Annotated in this window: 18 protein-coding genes; 8 read left to right on the plus strand and 10 right to left on the minus strand. The window is 60.7% G+C overall.

All coding sequences use genetic code 11. The features are described from left to right. Nucleotides 1-9 precede the first annotated feature (9 nt). Complete coding sequence (locus CJ178_RS02945) at nt 10-1,308, plus strand: uracil-xanthine permease family protein (RefSeq protein ID WP_045067399.1); 1,299 nt, start codon at nt 10-12, stop codon at nt 1,306-1,308. Nucleotides 1,309-1,442: 134 nt separating this feature from the next. Next, nucleotides 1,443-2,585: an acyl-CoA dehydrogenase family protein gene (locus CJ178_RS02950; protein ID WP_033234819.1), complete on the plus strand. Its 1,143-nt coding sequence runs from the start codon at nt 1,443-1,445 to the stop codon at nt 2,583-2,585. Between the two features lie 66 nt (nt 2,586-2,651). Here the strand turns inward: CJ178_RS02950 and lexA are convergent, their stop codons facing one another. Further along, nucleotides 2,652-3,377 carry a transcriptional repressor LexA gene (gene lexA, locus CJ178_RS02955; protein ID WP_033234818.1) on the minus strand — a complete coding sequence of 242 codons (726 nt, stop codon included), beginning with the start codon at nt 3,375-3,377 and terminating at the stop codon, nt 2,652-2,654. 425 nt (nt 3,378-3,802) lie between these two features. On the opposite strand from lexA, the gene CJ178_RS02960 reads away from it, so the two are divergent. Both CJ178_RS02960 and nrdR read left to right on the plus strand, forming a co-directional pair. Beyond that, nucleotides 3,803-4,426, plus strand: coding sequence for a LysM peptidoglycan-binding domain-containing protein (locus CJ178_RS02960; RefSeq protein WP_051730546.1), 624 nt, complete (start codon nt 3,803-3,805; stop codon nt 4,424-4,426). A gap of 225 nt (nt 4,427-4,651) precedes the next feature. Then, nucleotides 4,652-5,137 (plus strand): transcriptional regulator NrdR, encoded by a 486-nt coding sequence (nrdR, locus tag CJ178_RS02965; RefSeq protein ID WP_033234817.1) that lies wholly within the window; start codon nt 4,652-4,654, stop codon nt 5,135-5,137. Between the two features lie 285 nt (nt 5,138-5,422). Here the strand turns inward: nrdR and hrpA are convergent, their stop codons facing one another. Next, on the minus strand, nt 5,423-9,328 hold the full coding sequence (gene hrpA, locus CJ178_RS02970) for an ATP-dependent RNA helicase HrpA (RefSeq protein WP_095886072.1): 3,906 nt from the start codon (nt 9,326-9,328) through the stop codon (nt 5,423-5,425). Between the two features lie 96 nt (nt 9,329-9,424). Between hrpA and CJ178_RS02975 the strand changes: the two genes are divergently transcribed. Then, the gene (locus CJ178_RS02975; protein WP_033234815.1) at nt 9,425-10,045 is read left to right on the plus strand and encodes a Pr6Pr family membrane protein; all 621 of its coding nucleotides are present in this window, start codon (nt 9,425-9,427) and stop codon (nt 10,043-10,045) included. An 18-nt stretch (nt 10,046-10,063) separates the two neighbouring features. On the opposite strand, the gene CJ178_RS02980 is transcribed toward CJ178_RS02975, so the two are convergent. After that, entirely contained in the window at nt 10,064-10,381 is a 318-nt protein-coding gene (locus CJ178_RS02980) for a DUF2322 family protein (protein ID WP_033234814.1), read from the minus strand. Nucleotides 10,382-10,524: 143 nt separating this feature from the next. Between CJ178_RS02980 and CJ178_RS02985 the strand changes: the two genes are divergently transcribed. Next, nucleotides 10,525-11,748, plus strand: coding sequence for an aminotransferase family protein (locus CJ178_RS02985; protein ID WP_033234813.1), 1,224 nt, complete (start codon nt 10,525-10,527; stop codon nt 11,746-11,748). 9 nt (nt 11,749-11,757) lie between these two features. On the opposite strand, the gene CJ178_RS02990 is transcribed toward CJ178_RS02985, so the two are convergent. Continuing rightward, complete coding sequence (locus CJ178_RS02990) at nt 11,758-12,012, minus strand: hypothetical protein (RefSeq protein WP_033234812.1); 255 nt, start codon at nt 12,010-12,012, stop codon at nt 11,758-11,760. 18 nt (nt 12,013-12,030) lie between these two features. Between CJ178_RS02990 and CJ178_RS02995 the strand changes: the two genes are divergently transcribed. Further along, nucleotides 12,031-12,729: a hypothetical protein gene (locus tag CJ178_RS02995; RefSeq protein WP_033234811.1), complete on the plus strand. Its 699-nt coding sequence runs from the start codon at nt 12,031-12,033 to the stop codon at nt 12,727-12,729. On the opposite strand, the gene CJ178_RS03000 is transcribed toward CJ178_RS02995, so the two are convergent. The 3 genes from CJ178_RS03000 to CJ178_RS03010 all read right to left on the minus strand — a co-directional run bounded on the left by CJ178_RS03000 (nt 12,715) and on the right by CJ178_RS03010 (nt 14,614). Beyond that, on the minus strand, nt 12,715-13,395 hold the full coding sequence (locus CJ178_RS03000; RefSeq protein WP_095886073.1) for a PhzF family phenazine biosynthesis protein: 681 nt from the start codon (nt 13,393-13,395) through the stop codon (nt 12,715-12,717). The two genes, CJ178_RS02995 and CJ178_RS03000, sit on opposite strands and share 15 nt — an antisense overlap. Before the next feature lie 89 nt (nt 13,396-13,484). Then, on the minus strand, nt 13,485-14,024 hold the full coding sequence (locus tag CJ178_RS03005; RefSeq protein WP_033234809.1) for a carboxymuconolactone decarboxylase family protein: 540 nt from the start codon (nt 14,022-14,024) through the stop codon (nt 13,485-13,487). 2 nt (nt 14,025-14,026) lie between these two features. Beyond that, entirely contained in the window at nt 14,027-14,614 is a 588-nt protein-coding gene (locus CJ178_RS03010) for a peroxiredoxin (RefSeq protein ID WP_033234808.1), read from the minus strand. A 197-nt stretch (nt 14,615-14,811) separates the two neighbouring features. Here CJ178_RS03010 and CJ178_RS03015 point away from each other — a divergent pair, with 197 nt between their 5' ends. Then, nucleotides 14,812-15,738, plus strand: a complete 927-nt coding sequence (locus tag CJ178_RS03015) for a LysR substrate-binding domain-containing protein (RefSeq protein WP_092808412.1) — start codon at nt 14,812-14,814, stop codon at nt 15,736-15,738. A gap of 248 nt (nt 15,739-15,986) precedes the next feature. On the opposite strand, the gene CJ178_RS33810 is transcribed toward CJ178_RS03015, so the two are convergent. The 3 genes from CJ178_RS33810 to CJ178_RS32635 form a co-directional block, all read right to left on the minus strand. Beyond that, the gene (locus CJ178_RS33810) at nt 15,987-16,166 is read right to left on the minus strand and encodes a DUF7683 domain-containing protein (protein ID WP_116103997.1); all 180 of its coding nucleotides are present in this window, start codon (nt 16,164-16,166) and stop codon (nt 15,987-15,989) included. A gap of 98 nt (nt 16,167-16,264) precedes the next feature. Continuing rightward, the gene (locus CJ178_RS03020; protein ID WP_033234806.1) at nt 16,265-16,510 is read right to left on the minus strand and encodes a DUF7683 domain-containing protein; all 246 of its coding nucleotides are present in this window, start codon (nt 16,508-16,510) and stop codon (nt 16,265-16,267) included. A gap of 200 nt (nt 16,511-16,710) precedes the next feature. Next, nucleotides 16,711-16,854 (minus strand): hypothetical protein, encoded by a 144-nt coding sequence (locus CJ178_RS32635; protein WP_155276686.1) that lies wholly within the window; start codon nt 16,852-16,854, stop codon nt 16,711-16,713. Between the last annotated feature and the right edge of the window lie 15 nt (nt 16,855-16,869).

A 16,869-nucleotide genomic window follows, 5' to 3' on the forward strand; every position in this document is an offset into this window, starting at 1 on the left:
TTTCGGGCTGTGACTAAACGAGAAACGACGACCGGGGCCAGCGGAATCGGTTGGACTGTCCACGGCGACGGTAAACGAATTGCCGACGGCGCCGTGGTGCGCCCGGACGAACGGCTCAGTTGGCCCCGAACCGTCGGCATCGGGATGCAGCACGTCATCGCGATGTTCGGCGCGACACTGCTCGTGCCGACGATTACCGGCTTTCCGGTCACGACCACTCTGCTGTTCTCGGGTATCGGTACCGCGCTGTTCTTGATCATCACCAAGGGACGGATTCCGAGTTACCTCGGTTCGTCGTTTGCGTTCATCGCGCCGCTGACGGCGTCGGCTGGGTCCGGCCCGGCCGCGCAGCTCGGTGCGGTCATGGCGGTCGGTATCGTGCTGATGCTCATCGGTGTAGCCGTGCGCGTGATCGGCGGACGGGTGATCGACGCGGTCATGCCCCCTGTGGTGACCGGTGCTGTCGTGGCGTTGATCGGTCTGAACTTGGCGCCGACCGCAGCCGCGTCGTATCAGTCGCAGCCCCTGATCGCGACAGTGACGTTGTTCTCGATTCTTCTGGTCACCGTGGTCGGACCGGGCTTGCTCGGCCGGCTCGGAATCCTTGTCGGCGTCGTGATCGGCTGGGTTTTTGCCGCAATCTACGGTGGCCTCGACAGCGAGCGTGTTACTGCACTGCGCGAGGCCGACTGGTTCGGTGTCCCGAGCCTGCACGGCCCGTCGTTCGACTGGTCGGTCATCGTATTGGCGCTGCCTGTCGTGATCGTTCTGGTCGCCGAGAACGTCGGACACGTCAAGGCTGTGTCGGCGATGACCGGAAAATCGTTGGACGACCTGGCCGGAAACGCACTCTTTGCCGACGGCCTCGCAACGACGTTGGCCGGCGCGGGCGGAGGATCGGGTACTACGACGTATGCCGAGAACATCGGCGTGATGGCGGCTACCCGCGTCTACTCGACTGCGGCGTACTGGGTCGCGGCGGCCACGGCGGTCGTCCTGGCTTTCTCGCCCAAGTTCGGCGCGCTGGTGTTCACGGTTCCGAACGGCGTCATCGGTGGCGCGACCATGGTGCTGTACGGCCTCATCGGCATTCTCGGTGTTCGGATCTGGATGGAAGCGAAGGTCGATTTCACCGATCCGGTGAATCTCACCGTGGCCGCTGCCGCACTGGTCGCCGGTATCGGCAACCTGACACTCACCATCGGCTCGGTGGAACTCGGCGGCATCGCCTGGGGCTCGATCGGCATCCTCGTCGCCTACCCGGTCATGCGCTATCTAGCTAAATTCCGTACTTCGAGTAACAGGTAACCGGTACAGTCACGAATCGTGATCGTTCGAGTCATCGACGCGTGCTCGCAGGAGTTCTACCGTCAGAACGACAGTCAGGTGGGACGAGTGGACATCCGTTCGCCCCGTGATGCATCGAAGCAGTAGGAGCTGGCGTGGAACGTACCCTGTTCGAACCGGAGCATGACCTTTTCCGGGAGTCCTTCCAGAAGTTCTTGGCACAGCATGTTGCACCCTTCCACGATCAGTGGGAGGAGCAGAACATCGTCGATCGTGGCGTGTGGGTCGAAGCCGGAAAGCAGGGCTTTCTGGGAATGGCCGTTCCCGAGGAATTCGGTGGCGGCGGTGTAAAGGACTTCCGCTACAACGCGATCATCACCGAGGAAGCCACCAAGGGTGGGTACAGCGGGCTCGGCTTCACCCTTCACAACGACGTTGTGGCGCCGTACCTACTCGATCTGTGCAACGACGAACAGAAGCAGCGCTGGCTACCGGGATTTGCATCGGGCGAGCTGATCTCCGCGATCGCGATGACCGAACCCGGCACTGGCAGTGACCTGCAGGGCATCAAGACCAAGGCAGTTCGCGACGGTGACCACTGGATCCTCAACGGGTCCAAGACGTTTATCACCAACGGCATCAACGCCGATCTCGTCATCGTGGTGGCATGTACCGATCCAGACAAGGGCGCACAAGGCTTCAGCCTCTTTGTGGTCGAGCGCGACATGCCGGGCTTCGATCGCGGACGCAACCTCGACAAGATCGGCATGAAGGCACAGGACACCGCCGAACTCAGCTTCACCGACGTTCGGGTGCCCGCTGCCAACTTGCTCGGTGAAGAGGGAATGGGCTTCCTCTACCTGATGAAGAACCTTCCGCAAGAACGTCTTTCCATCGCAGTGGTAGCTGCCGCGGCCATGGAATCCGTTCTCGAGAAGACCATCCAGTACTGCCGAGACCGCAAGGCATTCGGCAAGTCGATCGGCAGCTTCCAGAACACCCGATTCGTGCTGGCCGAATTGGCGACGGAGACCACCGCCGTCCGTGTTCTCGTCGACAAGTTCATCGAGCAGCTCAACGCCGAGAAACTGACGGTTCAGGAAGCCGCAATGGCCAAGTGGTGGACCACCGAGGCCCAGGTCAAGCTGATCGACCGTTGCCTGCAGCTTCACGGCGGCTACGGATACATGAAGGAATACCCGGTTGCCAAGGCGTACATGGATTCCCGCGTGCAGACCATTTACGGCGGCACGACTGAGATCATGAAGGAAATCATCGGACGGTCCCTGAACCTCTGATCGAAGCAGCGACAACTATGGCCCCGGCATCAGCCGGGGCCATAGTTGGTTTTTGATCTGTACGCGTCAGATCTTGCGCATCACGGTGACTACCTTGCCGAGAATGACGGCGTTGTTACCGGAGATGGGTTCGAACAGGGGATTGTGCGGCATCAGCCACACGTCCTTCTTGACCCGCTTGAATGTCTTGACCGTCGCCTCGCCGTCGATCATCGCAGCAACGATGTCGCCGTTCTCGGCGACATTCTGCTGACGCACGACTACCCAGTCACCGTCGCAGATCGCAGCTTCGACCATGGATTCACCGACAACCTTGAGCATGAACAGCGATCCCTGCCCGACCAATTCGCGGGGGAGCGGGAACACGTCTTCGACGGCTTCTTCCGCAAGAATCGGCCCGCCGGCAGCGATGCGACCGAGGACCGGCACAAATGCAGGCTCAGGAAGCGGATCGCCCGCGGCGCTACGAATCTCCGACGCATGCCTCGTCACCGAAGCGATAGCGGTGTCGGCGGCAACCTCGTCCAGTCCTCGGACATCCACCGCTCGAGGGCGATTGGGGTCGCGGCGAATGAAGCCCTTGCGCTCGAGTGTGCGGAGTTGATGCGCGACCGACGACGTCGACGTCAGTCCCACCGCATCGCCGATCTCCCGGATGCTGGGCGGGTATCCACGCTCGCTCACCGAATCCCGGATCACTTCGAGAACGCGGCGCTGCCGCTGGGTGAGAGCTTCGGCTGACGTCGCGGCAACGCCTGCCGTTGCGGCACTTGTGGAGCGATCGTCCTTCATGGCGTTGAGCCTTCCGTGTTTGCGGTGATTGCGGTGATTGCGGTGATTGCGTGTCTGCGGTGATTGCGGTGATTGCGTGTCTGCGGTGATTGCTTGTGGACGAGCGGTGGATATCAGGATTATCGGCGGTGCTGTGACTTATTCGGTCGAACTTTGTTGTCTCGGTCGAGCTTTGTTGTCGGTGGTGCGTGGTTCTCTGTGCGTACACGTCGCCCCGGGAGTCCCAGTTCGGAATTCCCATTGTGTGACCTGACACGAATCTAGTCGCAATTGCTCGCGGTTTCAAACATCTGTTCGACCTGTGTCGCTCGAATAGAAGACTTTGTCAGTCAGACGTGGTAGAAATTCGAACATGCGTTCCATCGAACGCAGGTTCGAACCGCTAACGAGTTCGAATGAGCCGGTGTAGATCCGCGGAGGTCAAGATGGGCAACGCAGCACTGAAGTACGACGCAGCTTTCGAGTACGACCCAGCTTCTGATCAGGCACTTCCGGATCCTCGGGTGGCGCCCAAGTATCACGCGTCGTTCTACGATGCCGCGCCATACGACGAGGCCGTCGGGGCGATGGCTTACCGCGTCCGCCGCGAGACGCCGGAATTCCGCGGACGTCGTGACTCCGTTCGTGAGCCGGTTGGTGATCGCCGATTCGATCGAGATTCGGATTCTTCACGGCCACATAGCGGGAACTTCGAACACCGCAATCGAGTGGGAGTGTCGCGGGCGCCTCATATTGTCCATGTCGATCGTGTCGGTTCCGACGGGGTTGGTTGGCGGAGCATGGCCACGGGAGTGCTGTTGACGGCCGTCGCGGTGCTCGGTTTGGTAGGGCTCGCGGCTGTGTCCACAAGTGGTGCTTCGGATCCGGTCGGTGCTACCTCCGTTGTGCGCGTCGCAGCGGGTGAATCGTTGAGCGACATCGCAGCCGATATTGCTCCCGGTCAATCGGTGGGGGTCGTCATCGAGCGGATCATGGATCTCAATGCAATGAATGATTCCAGGCTGAAGGTAGGCCAGACGCTGATTGTTCCTGCCGCGCAGGGGCGTTGACGTAAGCGCAGTGCAAGTCGAGGTCTCGGAGTGCGCGGGTGATCGGCACTCGGTGGCCGGAGAAGGACCGAGCATGCGTTCGGGTGGTGTCGAACGAGTAAGCTGTGAGCTTGACAGTCACACCACCTCGGGTGGTCGCGCATCTGCTCTGTGGATCCTCCGAAGATTTGCAGTTGGTGGGAATCTTCAATTGCGGCCATTCCTGGCAACGAAGAAGGAACCGCGATGCATTGCCCGTTCTGCCGGCACCCTGACTCCCGAGTGGTCGACTCGCGTGAGGCGGATGAAGGTCAGGCAATTCGCCGTCGTCGTTCGTGTCCCGAATGTGGTCGTCGCTTCACGACTGTCGAGACAGCGGTGCTGTCAGTTGTCAAGCGCAGTGGTGTCACCGAGCCTTTCAGTCGCGAGAAAGTCGTGAAGGGTGTGCGCCGCGCGTGCCAGGGTCGTCATGTCGACAACGATTCGTTGAATTTATTGGCTCAGCAGGTCGAGGATGCCGTGCGTGCTTCCGGTTCGGCCGAGATTCCGAGCAACGAAGTGGGATTGGCGATCTTGGACCCCTTACGCAACCTCGACGAGGTGGCATATCTCCGGTTTGCGTCGGTCTACAAATCCTTCAGCTCCGCAGAAGATTTCGAGCGAGAAATTACCGATATGCGTCATCGCGTGGATGCCAAGGCGTCCGGTGAAGAAGCTGTCGCCGTCGACTGAGTCACGTCGAGGGATCGTCCTTAGATAACGCTCCGAGAACAAATAGGGCTTTTGTCCCTATTTTTCGGCGACAGACGCCTACGCTCGACGAGTACGTTCAGCGGTCCGAGTCGGAATCGCAGCATTCGGGCCGAAAGTCCGCATCTGTCGTTACGGAGGCGTTATGCCCTTGAACGGAATTCTCGCAGTAGTCAACAGCCTGGTCACGTTAGGTCTGGCCAACACTGTCGCAACAATTGGTGGCTCGGTCGCCAATGTGAACATTGTGCAGTGAACCCCTGACGGTCAGCGTTTGATCGCCTCGATTGCTTTGAGCACCCGCTTCTCCGAGACTGGAGTTGGGGTTCCCAGAGACTGTGCGAACAGTCCCACCCGAAGTTCTTCGATCATCCACGAGATGGCGTCGACATCTTTGGCGGTACGACGCTCTTCCGGCAGCGAATTCAGCAATCTGTCGTACGCGGCGTACACCCGATCGAGAACGTCCATGGCTTGGTGGTCGCGATGAGCGCTGGCAGGAAGCGCTTCGAGCCGGAATGTCGCGGCCGCCAGGTACCGGGGTAGCTCGCGTAGTCTCGCCGAACCCAATTCTGCGACAAAGCCGGGGAAGAGGAGCGATTTCAGTTGCTCGCGAACGTCTTCGGCGGCTTCTCCGCGCGATCGCTGGAGGACGACATTCAAGTGGTGTGATTGTTCGAGGATCGGAACGATCATGCGCAGTATCGCGGACACGCGCCCGGCCAACTCCGATCGGGCTGCTTTGACGAGTGCCTCGAAAGCCTCCGGTGTCCGTACCGGTCCACCTTTGGCAGCGATGATCTCGTTGGCTGCGGCTACACGGCAGTCCTCGACCAACGCTTCCAGGCTTCCGTCCGGATTCTGTCCCAGCATGAGTCGGTGTGTATTCGACAGCCCTGATGTGACTGCCTTGAGTTGGGTTGGCACCGCCGCGAGAAGAAGAGCCCGAGTGCCCTCGCGCATCGCCTGTGCCTGCGCTGTAGGGGTACTGAGAACCCGTACTGCCACACCGCCGTTTTCCGGCACCAGCGCCGGGTATCCGGTGACCTGCTGGCCGCCGATGCTCCTGGTGATGGTCGGCTCCAGTGCGCCCAGCGTCTCGGAGGTCCACACCGTCGAGGCTGCCCGCTCGGTACCGGTCGCTGCTTTGGCAACTTCCTTTTGAACTCGCGGGGCGAGTGTGCGTCGTAGCTGAGCCAGATCCTTGCCCTTGGCCAGAACTTTTCCGGATTCGTCCTCGACCACAAACGTCATTCGAAGGTGATCAGGAAGGGCGCTCGGATCAAAATCCTTCGCGTCGATGTGCGTTGCGCCCAGACGCGACAGCTCGCGCGCCATTGCCGTGAGCAGTGGTTCGGATCGTGGTTTCACGGAAGCCAGTGCTGCGCTTGCATAGTCAGGCGCCGGAACAACCTGCCGCCGGATGGTCTTGGGCAGCGTCTTGATCAATGCCGACACCAATTCGACACGCATGCCCGGTACCAGCCAGTCGAACCCGACGGGTTGGAGTTGTGCGAGGAGACCGACGGGAATGTGCGCGGTGACGCCGTCGTCGTCCTTGCCTGGTTCGAATTGATAGGTCAGTGGCAACAGCATGTCGCCCTGACGCCAGGCATCGGGGTATTCGCCGCCCAGAACCGTTGCGGCATCGGAATTCACGACGGTTTCGGGCGTGAACGTCAACAGGTTCGGGTCTTGCCGGCGTGCTGTCTTCCACCACTTGTCGAAGTGTCGCGCGGACACAGCTTCGGCGCCGACGCGTGAGTCGTAGAACTCGTAGAGCGTCTCGTCGTCGACCAGGATGTCGCGTCGGCGGGCCCGGTTCTCGAGTTCTTCGACGTTGTCGAGCAGCGCGCGATTTTCGTGGAAGAACTTGTGCTGTGTAGTCCATTCGCCCTGCACCAGCGCATGGCGAATGAACAATTCGCGCGAGGTTTCCGGATCGATCGACGAGTAGGTGACAGCGCGTCCGGTGACCAGGGGTACGCCGTAGAGCGTCACGCGCTCGTACGCCATGGCCGAACCACGCTTGGAGGACCAATGCGGCTCGGAGTAGGTCCGTTTGACCAGGTGTGGTGCCAGTTTTTCGGCCCATTCCGGTTCGATTCGCGCGGACATGCGGGCCCAGAGCCTGGTTGTCTCCACCAGTTCGGCGGCCATTACCCAGCGGGGTGGCTTCTTGAACAGGCCCGAGCCGGGGAAGATCGCAAAACGGCTTCCGCGAGCACCGAGGTAGTCGCGCTTTTCGCCTTCGCGAAGTCCGATGTGGGAGAGCAGGCCGGCCAGCAAGGATTGGTGGACCGAATTCTCGGATGCGGGAAGTTCGTTGACCGACCAACCGAGTCCGCGAGTGATCTGACGCAACTGCCCGTGCAGATCCTGCCATTCGCGGATGCGTAGCCAATGCAGGAACTCGTTGCGGCACATCTTGCGGAATTGGCTCGAGGACAGATCGTTTCGCTGCTCGCGGAGGTAGTCCCACAACTTCAGATAGGCGAGGAAGTCGGAGTTCTCCACCGTGAAGCGGGCGTGCTTCTCGTCGGCGGCCTGCTGGAACTCGGCGGGCCGCTCTCGTACGTCCTGAATGGACAGTGCAGCGACGATGACAAGCGTCTCGTGCAGCGCTCCGTTTGTCTTGGCTTCCACCAACATTCGAGCCATGCGAGGGTCGACGGGAATCTGCGCCAGTTCGCGGCCGATCGGAGTCAGTTCCGGATGCGACGCGTCGGATCCTCGTGCGATAGCGCCCAGTTCTTCGAGTAGTCCGATGCCGTCTTTGATGGCTCGCGAATCCGGGGGCTCGACAAACGGGAATGCGGCGATGTCGCCGAGACCCAAGGCCGTCATCTGCAGGATCACAGACGCGAGGTTGGTGCGCAGAATCTCCGGTTCGGTGAACGCCGGCCGGGCTTCGAAGTCCTCTTCGGAATACAGACGGATGCAGATGCCCTCGGCGACACGGCCACAGCGACCGGACCGCTGACGCGCTGATGCCTGGGAAATCGGTTCGATCGGCAGCCTTTGCACCTTGGTGCGGACGGAATATCGCGAGATGCGCGCTGTTCCGGGATCGACGACGTAGCGAATGCCGGGAACCGTCAGAGATGTTTCGGCGACGTTGGTGGCCAGGACAACTCGTCGGCCGGTGTGCGGAGAGAACACTTTGTGCTGTTCGGCTGCCGACAGGCGTGCATACAGTGGAACGATTTCGGTGTTGCGAAGCCTGCGGTCGCGCAATGCATCTGCGGTGTCACGAATCTCGCGTTCACCAGACAGGAAGACGAGGATGTCACCCTCGCCCTCTGCGCTGAGTTCGTCAACAGCTTCGCAGACGGCGTCGACCGGATCTCGGTCGTAGCTGATATCTCCGGATTCGACAGTCAATGGGCGGTAACGCATTTCCACCGGGAAGGTTCGCCCGGACACCTCGACGATCGGCGCGGGCTTCCCGTCGACGGCAAAGTGCTGAGCGAACCGCTCGGGGTCGATGGTCGCCGAGGTGATGATGACCTTGAGGTCGGGTCGGCGGGGGAGTAGCTGCGCCAGATACCCGAGGATGAAGTCGATGTTGAGGCTGCGTTCGTGAGCCTCGTCGATGATGAGAGTGTCGTAGCGGCGCAACATCTTGTCGCGCTGAATCTCCGCAAGCAGAATGCCGTCGGTCATCAACTTCACGTACGTGCGGTCGGAAACTTGATCGGTGAATCGCACTGTGTAGCCCACGGCGTCGCCGAGTTCGGTGTCGAGTTCTTCGGCTATTCGCTCGGCGACCGTTCGCGCGGCAAGGCGCCGGGGCTGAGTATGGCCGATCAGTCCGCGAACTCCGCGTCCCAGTTCGAGGCAGATCTTCGGGATCTGAGTGGTCTTGCCAGAACCTGTCTCGCCGGCGACGATCACCACCTGGTTTTCGGAAATCGCGCGGGCAATGTCGTCTTTGCGTTGACTGACCGGCAGTGCCTCGGGGTAGGACACTGCGGGCACGTTCGCCGCGCGTTCGGCCAGCCGGATGCGCGCGGATTCGATCTCCTGGGCCAGTGTTGCCAGGTTCTCCGGCGTGCGGGCGCGGTCGAGTTTGCGCCGCAGACGGTTCTCATCACGGAATGAGACTTCGGACAGGGCGCGTTTCAGGTCGCTTCGTCGTGGTGAGGGCGGGGCCGGTGGTGTTGTAGACATGCTGACGGACAGCTTATCGAACGCCGGGAAATCTCACTCCCGCAGCGTGCGTTGTGACACGATCGGGCAGTGACGACATTTGCGACATCCACTCCGATGGCGGTACGCATTCTCCGCCTTGCGTTTGCGGTCTACGGGCTGACCGCCTTGTTATGGATCCCGCTACGCAACGCCGAGGGATTCTCCCTGGTGAACTATCTCAGCTATTTCACTATCGAGAGCAATATCGCCGCAGCCGTCGTACTGATTGTCGGAGGGCTGCGGGATCCGCAGTCGCGCACCTGGCAGACGGTTCGAGGCGCCGTGACGCTCTACATGGTGATCACGGGCATCGTCTACGCGGTGCTGCTCTCGGATGTCGATGTGACGCTGAACGACACCTGGATCAATGTCGCCCTGCATCAAGTACTGCCGTTGGTGATGCTTGCCGACTGGGTGTTTTCGCCCTCGCGCCACCGCATCTCCGAAGGGTCGGCGTTGACGTGGCTCGCCTTTCCCGCCCTGTATGCCGTGTATTCGCTGGTTCGCGGAGCGATCGTCGACTGGTACCCGTATCCCTTCCTCGATCCGCGAGCCCACGGTTACGTAGCCCTGGTGATCGGGCTTGTTGTGCTTGCCGTGGCAATGGCGCTGATGGCGCTGGCGGTCAACGCCGTCGGCAAGCTGGGGGCGCGGTGGCGGTACGGCGACGCCGACCGGGACTCTGTCGCGATGTGAGATGTGGACCGCGGGTTGCTACTCCGCCGGAACTTCCTGCAGCCCGAGAGTGTTGCCGCTGGCAAGAACCTGATCGAGACGGTCGATGTTGGGGTGCTTGCCGCGGTTCGCGCGGGCATCGTCTGTGTGCTCGGCAAAAATCGCCAGCGCTGCCGTTGCGGCCTCAGGAGTGATTGCGCCGTAGACCTGGGCGAGGTGGTTGTAGACCTTGACCGAACCGGATTTGCCCGGCTTGTTCTCCACGGTGTCGATGACGGTGCCGTCGGTGTCGAGCACGTTGATGGCGGCGAGGTGATCTATCGAGGGGAGGGCAGCAAGATTCTCGGCAAAAGTCATGCTGATGAGATTACGTGCCCAGGGCGGCGATCCCCACGCAGGGCAGCATCACGCGGGAGACGATTTGTGGTGTCGATATAGTTGCTGCACATCGTGTGCGCACCAGCATCGTTGGTATTCGTTTGGACTCGAAGGGGAAAAAGATGGCTTCGGCACTGTGGCACGGGTTCGCGGATATGGGCGCGGTCGAGAAGAACGGCGCATTTGTCGTCTCTCGTGGTGAAGGCGCGTACATCTGGGACTCGCAGGACAATCGGTACCTCGACGCAACTGCCGGGCTCTGGTTCACGAATGTGGGCCACGGCCGCACCGAGATCGCCGACGCCGTTGCCGCTCAGCTGTCGAAGATCGCTCACTTCTCCAACTTCGGCGATTTTGTCCCCGAAACCACGCAGGCACTGGCTGAGCGGCTCGCGAAGATCGCGCCGGTTGCAGGCAGCAAGATCTTCTTCACCTCCGGTGGTTCCGATTCCGTCGACACCGCAGCGAAGTTGGCGCGTCGGTACTGGCATGAGGTCGGCCAGCCCGACAAGAACATCATCGTCGGACGCCAGAAGGCCTACCACGGAATGCATGTTGCGGGAACAGCTCTCGCCGGTATCCCCGTCAATCGCGAGGGGTACGGCGAGCTGATGGCCGATGCTGCCACCGTCGGCTGGGACGACGCCAAGAGCCTCCTCGAACTGATCGAGAAGGTCGGCGCGAACAAGATCGCCGCATTCTTCGCCGAGCCCATCATCGGTGCCGGCGGCGTGTACCTTCCGCCCGAGGGATACCTGGCCGAGGTCCGAGACATCTGCCGTGAACACGACATACTGTTTGTCGTCGACGAGGTTGTCACCGGTTTCGGTCGTATCGGTGGCGAGTGGTTTGCATCCACTCGCTTCGATCTGCAGCCCGACATGATGACCACAGCAAAGGGTTTGACCTCCGGATACGTTCCGATGGGTGCCGTGTTCATCGCACCTCGCGTCGCCGAGCCGTTCTACAACGGTGCGTGGTGGCGTCACGGCTACACCTACGGTGGGCACGCCGGAGCGGCAGCTGCAGCCATGGCAAACCTCGACATTCTCGAGCGTGAGAACCTCCTCGCCGAGTCCAAGCGGCTCGAAGCGTCGTTGCACACGCACTTGCAGCCGCTGGCCGAGCATCCGCGGGTTTCCGAGGTCCGCAGTGGACTCGGGGCCGTCGCCGCCGTTCAGCTGGCAGACCCGGCCGAGGCACTGCCGTTCGTGAAGACGCTGCGCGAGCACGGAATTTCAGGTCGCGCGGCAGGTCAGGGAGCGATGCAGATTTCCCCGACCTTCGTGATGACGGACGATCAGGTGGCCGAGATGGCTGCGGGAATCCTCGCCGCTCTCGGATAAATTTGCGAACTAGCTGCGGCGTCGGAAGAGTTTCTTCATCCGGCGCCGCAGTGTGCTCGGTACCGGCTCCAGCTCGATAGTGTCCTGCTCTGACGCCCTGGCGTACGCCTGCGTGTATCGCTCGTGGAGGACGGAGCGAATCTCGTCGGGGGAGTACGCCCGACGCGCACGCTCGTTCCGCACAGCGAGGACTCCGGTGGCCGCGACCCCCATAGCGCCGGCGAGGCCCACGAGCTTCCATATGTGCGAGGCACGAAGTGTCATGCCTCTAGGCTAAAGGTTATGGACCGACGATCACGCTCACAGGTGACCCTCGACGAGGCGGCCAGTGTCACCCGCACTGGCGATATCTGGATCTTCCGCGGAGATTCCACGGCCGACAAGGCAATTCAGACGCTCACTAACAGTCCGGTCAACCACGTCGGCATGTCGGTGGTGATCGACGATCTGCCACCGCTCATGTGGCATGCAGAGCTCGGTCATTCGTTGCAAGACATGTGGACCGGTCGTTTCCAGCGTGGCGTTCAGCTCCATGATCTGAAGGCCGCCGTGCAGGTCTGGGGAGCCAAGTACGGGCAGCAGGGTTGGCTTCGGCAACTCGACACCCCGGTGACCCGTGAACAAGAGGATGCGTTGCTGCGCACCATAGCCCGTTTGGACGGCACGCCGTTTCCCTCCACCGCCAAGCTCGCGTCACGATGGTTCGGCGGGCGCGTCCCGAAGTTCCGGAAGAAGCCCGAATCGCCTGCGTCGGGGATCGAAAGTGCCTACTGCGCCGAGGTTGTCGCGCAGACGTACGAGGCAATGGGCCTGATGGTGGGAAACCGTCGCATCAACTGGTTCGATCCCGGCAAGTTCTGGAGCGGCGATCAACTGCCGCTTGCACCCGGCGTGGCACTCGGCGACGAAATTGCCGTGACGCTCAGCGCCGCAGACCTCGAGGCAGGACGGAATCCGGCAGGCCAGTCACAAAGTTCGTGACTGCTCGGCAACCACGCGTCCGCCCACTTCGAGCCATCCTTCGGGTGAGTAGGTGGTGTGCAGGATCGATCCCCGTCCCTGGGTGATCCGAAGCGATTTTCGCAGGTGATCAGTGATACGCAGGGCTGCCGAGCCGGTAGCTTCGTCCTCGGGGATTCCCGTTTCCGGAGCGAACATCCGTGAGCGGATGGACGATTCGAGTTTGTCCTGCCACGCCCACAGGTAGGAGTGATCGGTTTCGTAGTCCGACGGAACCGCGTCGATTACGTCATCCACCGTTTCCAAGGGGTAGAGAGCAAACTCCGGTGCCCATTCGGCGCGGGCGCGAACCCACGTGAGGTTACTGCTGCGGCGTACGTCGAGTTCGCCGGCCGGGACACCGAGTGTGGTCACCGGCCGTGCCTGATCGTGCAGCCACCAGGTGAGACCGACCGTGGGATGACCGGCAAAGGGGAGTTCTGCTGCCGGAGTGAAGATCTGAGCACTCGCCCGAGTGGCGCCCACATCAGGGAGATCGACAAAAATCGTTTCGCTGTACCCGAGCGTCGCGGCGACTTCTTGCCGTTCGGATAGTTCGACCAGTGATGCGTCGACAATCCCGAGTGGGTTGCCGTGCTTTCCGTTCTCGTCCGTGAAGACCCGGACCACACTCACTTCGATGCCCATCGGTCCACAGTAGCGCGCCGGAAAAACGAATAAACCCTCCCCACCGTGGAAGGCGGGGAGGGTCTTTCGTCTACTGCGTCGGTCTGGGATCAGACCTGTGCGGCAGCGAGGATTTCATTGGCCTCGACAGCCTGCGCGACACCCATGACGATGGAACCGGCACGGATCGCTTCGAAGATGACCTCGCGGGAAACGCCTTCCTGACGGAGGGTGTTCTCGTGAGCTTCGAGGCAATGGTTGCAGCCGTTGATCGCGGAAACCGCGAGCGACCACAATTCGAAGTCGGCCTTGTCGACGCCCGGGTTGCCGATGATGTTCATCCGCAGGCCCGCACGAAGGTCGTCGTACTTACCGTCAAGGTAGCCCTTGGTGCGGTAGAAGACGTTGTTCATGCCCATGATCGCCGCTGCGCCGAGCGCTGCGTTGTACGCCTCAGCGGACAGGTTGTCTGCCGCCTCGGCTGCGATTTCCTTGAGCGTGGTCGCCGACTTGGTTGCAGCGGCCGTTGCGAGGAGGGTGCCCCACAGCTGCTGCTCGTTCAGAACCGTGGTGCGCGCAATGGAACTCAGGTTGAGCTTGAGATCCTTGGCGTACTCGGGAAGCGAATCTTTCAGGTTGTCGACGCTCATGATCAGACGCTCGCGTTCAGCAGCTCGCCGGCGTTGATCGTCGGGTCGCCCTTCTTCCAGTTGCATGCGCACAGCTCGTCGCTCTGCAGAGCGTCGAGAACGCGGAGAACCTCGTCGACGTTACGGCCGACGGAACCGGCTGTGACGGAGACGAACTGGATCTCGTTGTTGGGGTCGACGATGAACGTCGCGCGGTCTGCAACGCCGTCAGCGTTGAGGACGCCGGTGGCCTCGGCAAGCTCGCGCTTGAGGTCCGAGAGCATCGGGAAGGGGAGGGTCTTGAGCTCGTCGTGCTGTGCACGCCACTGGAAGTGAACGAACTCGTTGTCGACGGAAGCGCCGAGAACCTGTGCGTCGCGGTCTGCGAACTCGTCGTTCAGCTTGCCGAATGCTGCGATCTCCGTGGGGCACACGAACGTGAAGTCCTTGGGCCAGAAGAAGACGATGCGCCACTTGCCTGCGTAGTCGTCGCTCGTGATCTGAGTGAAGTAGTCGTCGGGCTGCTGAGCGTCGACCTTGGAGAGGTCGCCGCCGATAACGGCCTTCAGGTTGTATGCCGGGAACTGGTCGCCGATTGTCAGCAGAGCCATATGTCTCGTCCTCCTACTTGTCTTGTGAACAGGTTTTTCTCACACGCACGATCACGAATGTTTGTGATCGAAAGTTCTCGATACCGTCGAAGCGGGTCTCACCGTCATGGTGCGTGACCGGCGCTTTTTGGTATGAGTCCATTCTGCATCAAAGTGGTCAAAAGGTAAAGGTGATAGGTGGCACTACACTGATAGCCATGGCTGATCAGACTTATCAACCTTCCTTGTCACAGCTGCGTGCCTTCGTATCGGTGGCCGAACATCGGCACTTCGGCACCGCCGCAGCACGTTTGAGTGTGAGCCAACCCACACTCTCGCAGGCGTTGGCCGCACTCGAATCGGGCCTCGGCGTGCAATTGATCGAACGCAGCACCCGGCGTGTCCTCGTCACAGGCGACGGTCAGCGGCTTCTCAGCCAAGCGAAACTGATTCTCGAGGCTGCCGACGGATTTGTCGCGAGCGCCGCCGGAATGGGGGATCGATTGGCCGGCCCACTTCGGATCGGGCTGATTCCCACTGTCGCGCCGTACATCCTGCCGTCACTGCTGCCGGCATTGCGGACGTCCATGCCAACGGTTGCACCTCACGTCATCGAGGACCAAACCGCACGACTGCTCGACTCGCTCCGCTCCGGTGCCCTCGATCTGGCCTTGCTCGCCCTGCCGGCTGGTGCGCCTGGGTTGATCGAGATACCGCTCTACGACGAGGATTTTGTTCTGGTCGTCCCAGCAGACCACGCGCTGGCAGGACGCAGCGATCTCACCGCTGACGTCCTCGACGAACTGCCCTTGCTGCTTCTCGACGACGGGCATTGCCTGCGGGACCAGACACTGGATCTGTGCCGTTCCGTCGACGCCCACCCGCTCTCCGGGGATACGCGGGCAACATCCTTGGCGACGATCGTGCAGTGTGTTGCCGGCGGGCTCGGGGTGACCTTGGTCCCTGAATCGGCTGTGCCGGTGGAGAGTCGGCGGGGTGAACTCGCCACGGCGACATTCACCGCACCCGCCCCTGGTCGGACTATCGGACTGGTATTTCGCTCGTCCAGCGGCCGCGCCGAAGGGTTCAGGCAGTTGGCGGAGCTGGTGAAATCCGTGGCGCCGGGGCAGCCGATCCCTCAGTGACACTGTCATTGAGGCCGGAACCAATACTGTTTGATTCCCTCAGATCAGTATTTGACGGGTTTGGCATCCGGAAACCCCGGAAGAAACTCCGGAGCCTTGTGGAAATTCCACATCTCTCCGGGTTCAATGGTCTTGGCGTCGAATGTAGCCGGATTGGCCTCGAGGATTGGCCGACGAGGTGCAGTGTTGCTGTTCAGTCGGCGAATAGGCCTATTTCGTATTCGCGGTTCTCTGTTATCTCGATGGGTTTACAAGTGTATTTCGCGAACTCGAGTACTTTGTCGAGGGGAACGCCACTCTGACGGGAAATTTGGAGTCGTGTCGTCGATCCCGAGGATTTCCTTCACGATCTCAACAGCCATATCATGCAGAGCGTAATCTTTGACTAATCGATTATTTCCATTGTCGAAAGCTTCGAGATGCCACATGTTTCACTTTCCATGTCTGCGGCTGGCGTCGGCGGGTTTAGTCGGGCGATCCGGCATTGGAGTCGAAATCGCCTAGATGCGTGCCGTTCTTACAGTACTCAGTCAGCGAATAGTCCAACGAAATATTCGCAGTTTTCGATTACGTCGATAGGTTCGTGGGTGTACTTCGCGAACTTGAGAACTTTGTCGAGTTGAACGCAACTGAAACGTGCGACGACGGGTAGATCGAAGTTGTTGTCGTCGATGCCGAGGATTTCCTTCACGATCTCGGCAGTCATGTCGTGCAAGAGGTATTTTTCGGTGCGAAATTCGGTCTCGTTGTCGAAAGCTTCGAGGTACCACATGTTTCACTTTCCTGCTCGACGACTTGGTGCGGCGCGGATGGTCTGGCCGCATCAATTGAACTTGTCGGGTTCGAGCTGACAATCGAGGCCCAGGCTCGGTTCAATCCGTTAGATCTGAGACTTCAAACTCACTATTTCGGTCTATCTTGAAGGGTTCGTTAATGTATTTAGTGAACTCGGGCACTTTGTCGAGGGGTACGTCATTCTAGGATCCAGACGGGTAAGTCGAAGCCGCTGTCGTCAACGCCGAGAATATCTTTCACGATTTCGGCAATCATATCGTGCAAAAGGTAGATCTCGGTTTGTAATTCGGCGTCGTTGTCGTAGGCCTGGAGATGCCACATAAACTTCTCTCCTGG

The organism is Rhodococcus sp. ACPA4, from assembly GCF_002300185.1.
In the GTDB taxonomy this organism is placed as follows: Bacteria; Actinomycetota; Actinomycetes; order Mycobacteriales; family Mycobacteriaceae; genus Rhodococcus_F; species Rhodococcus_F globerula.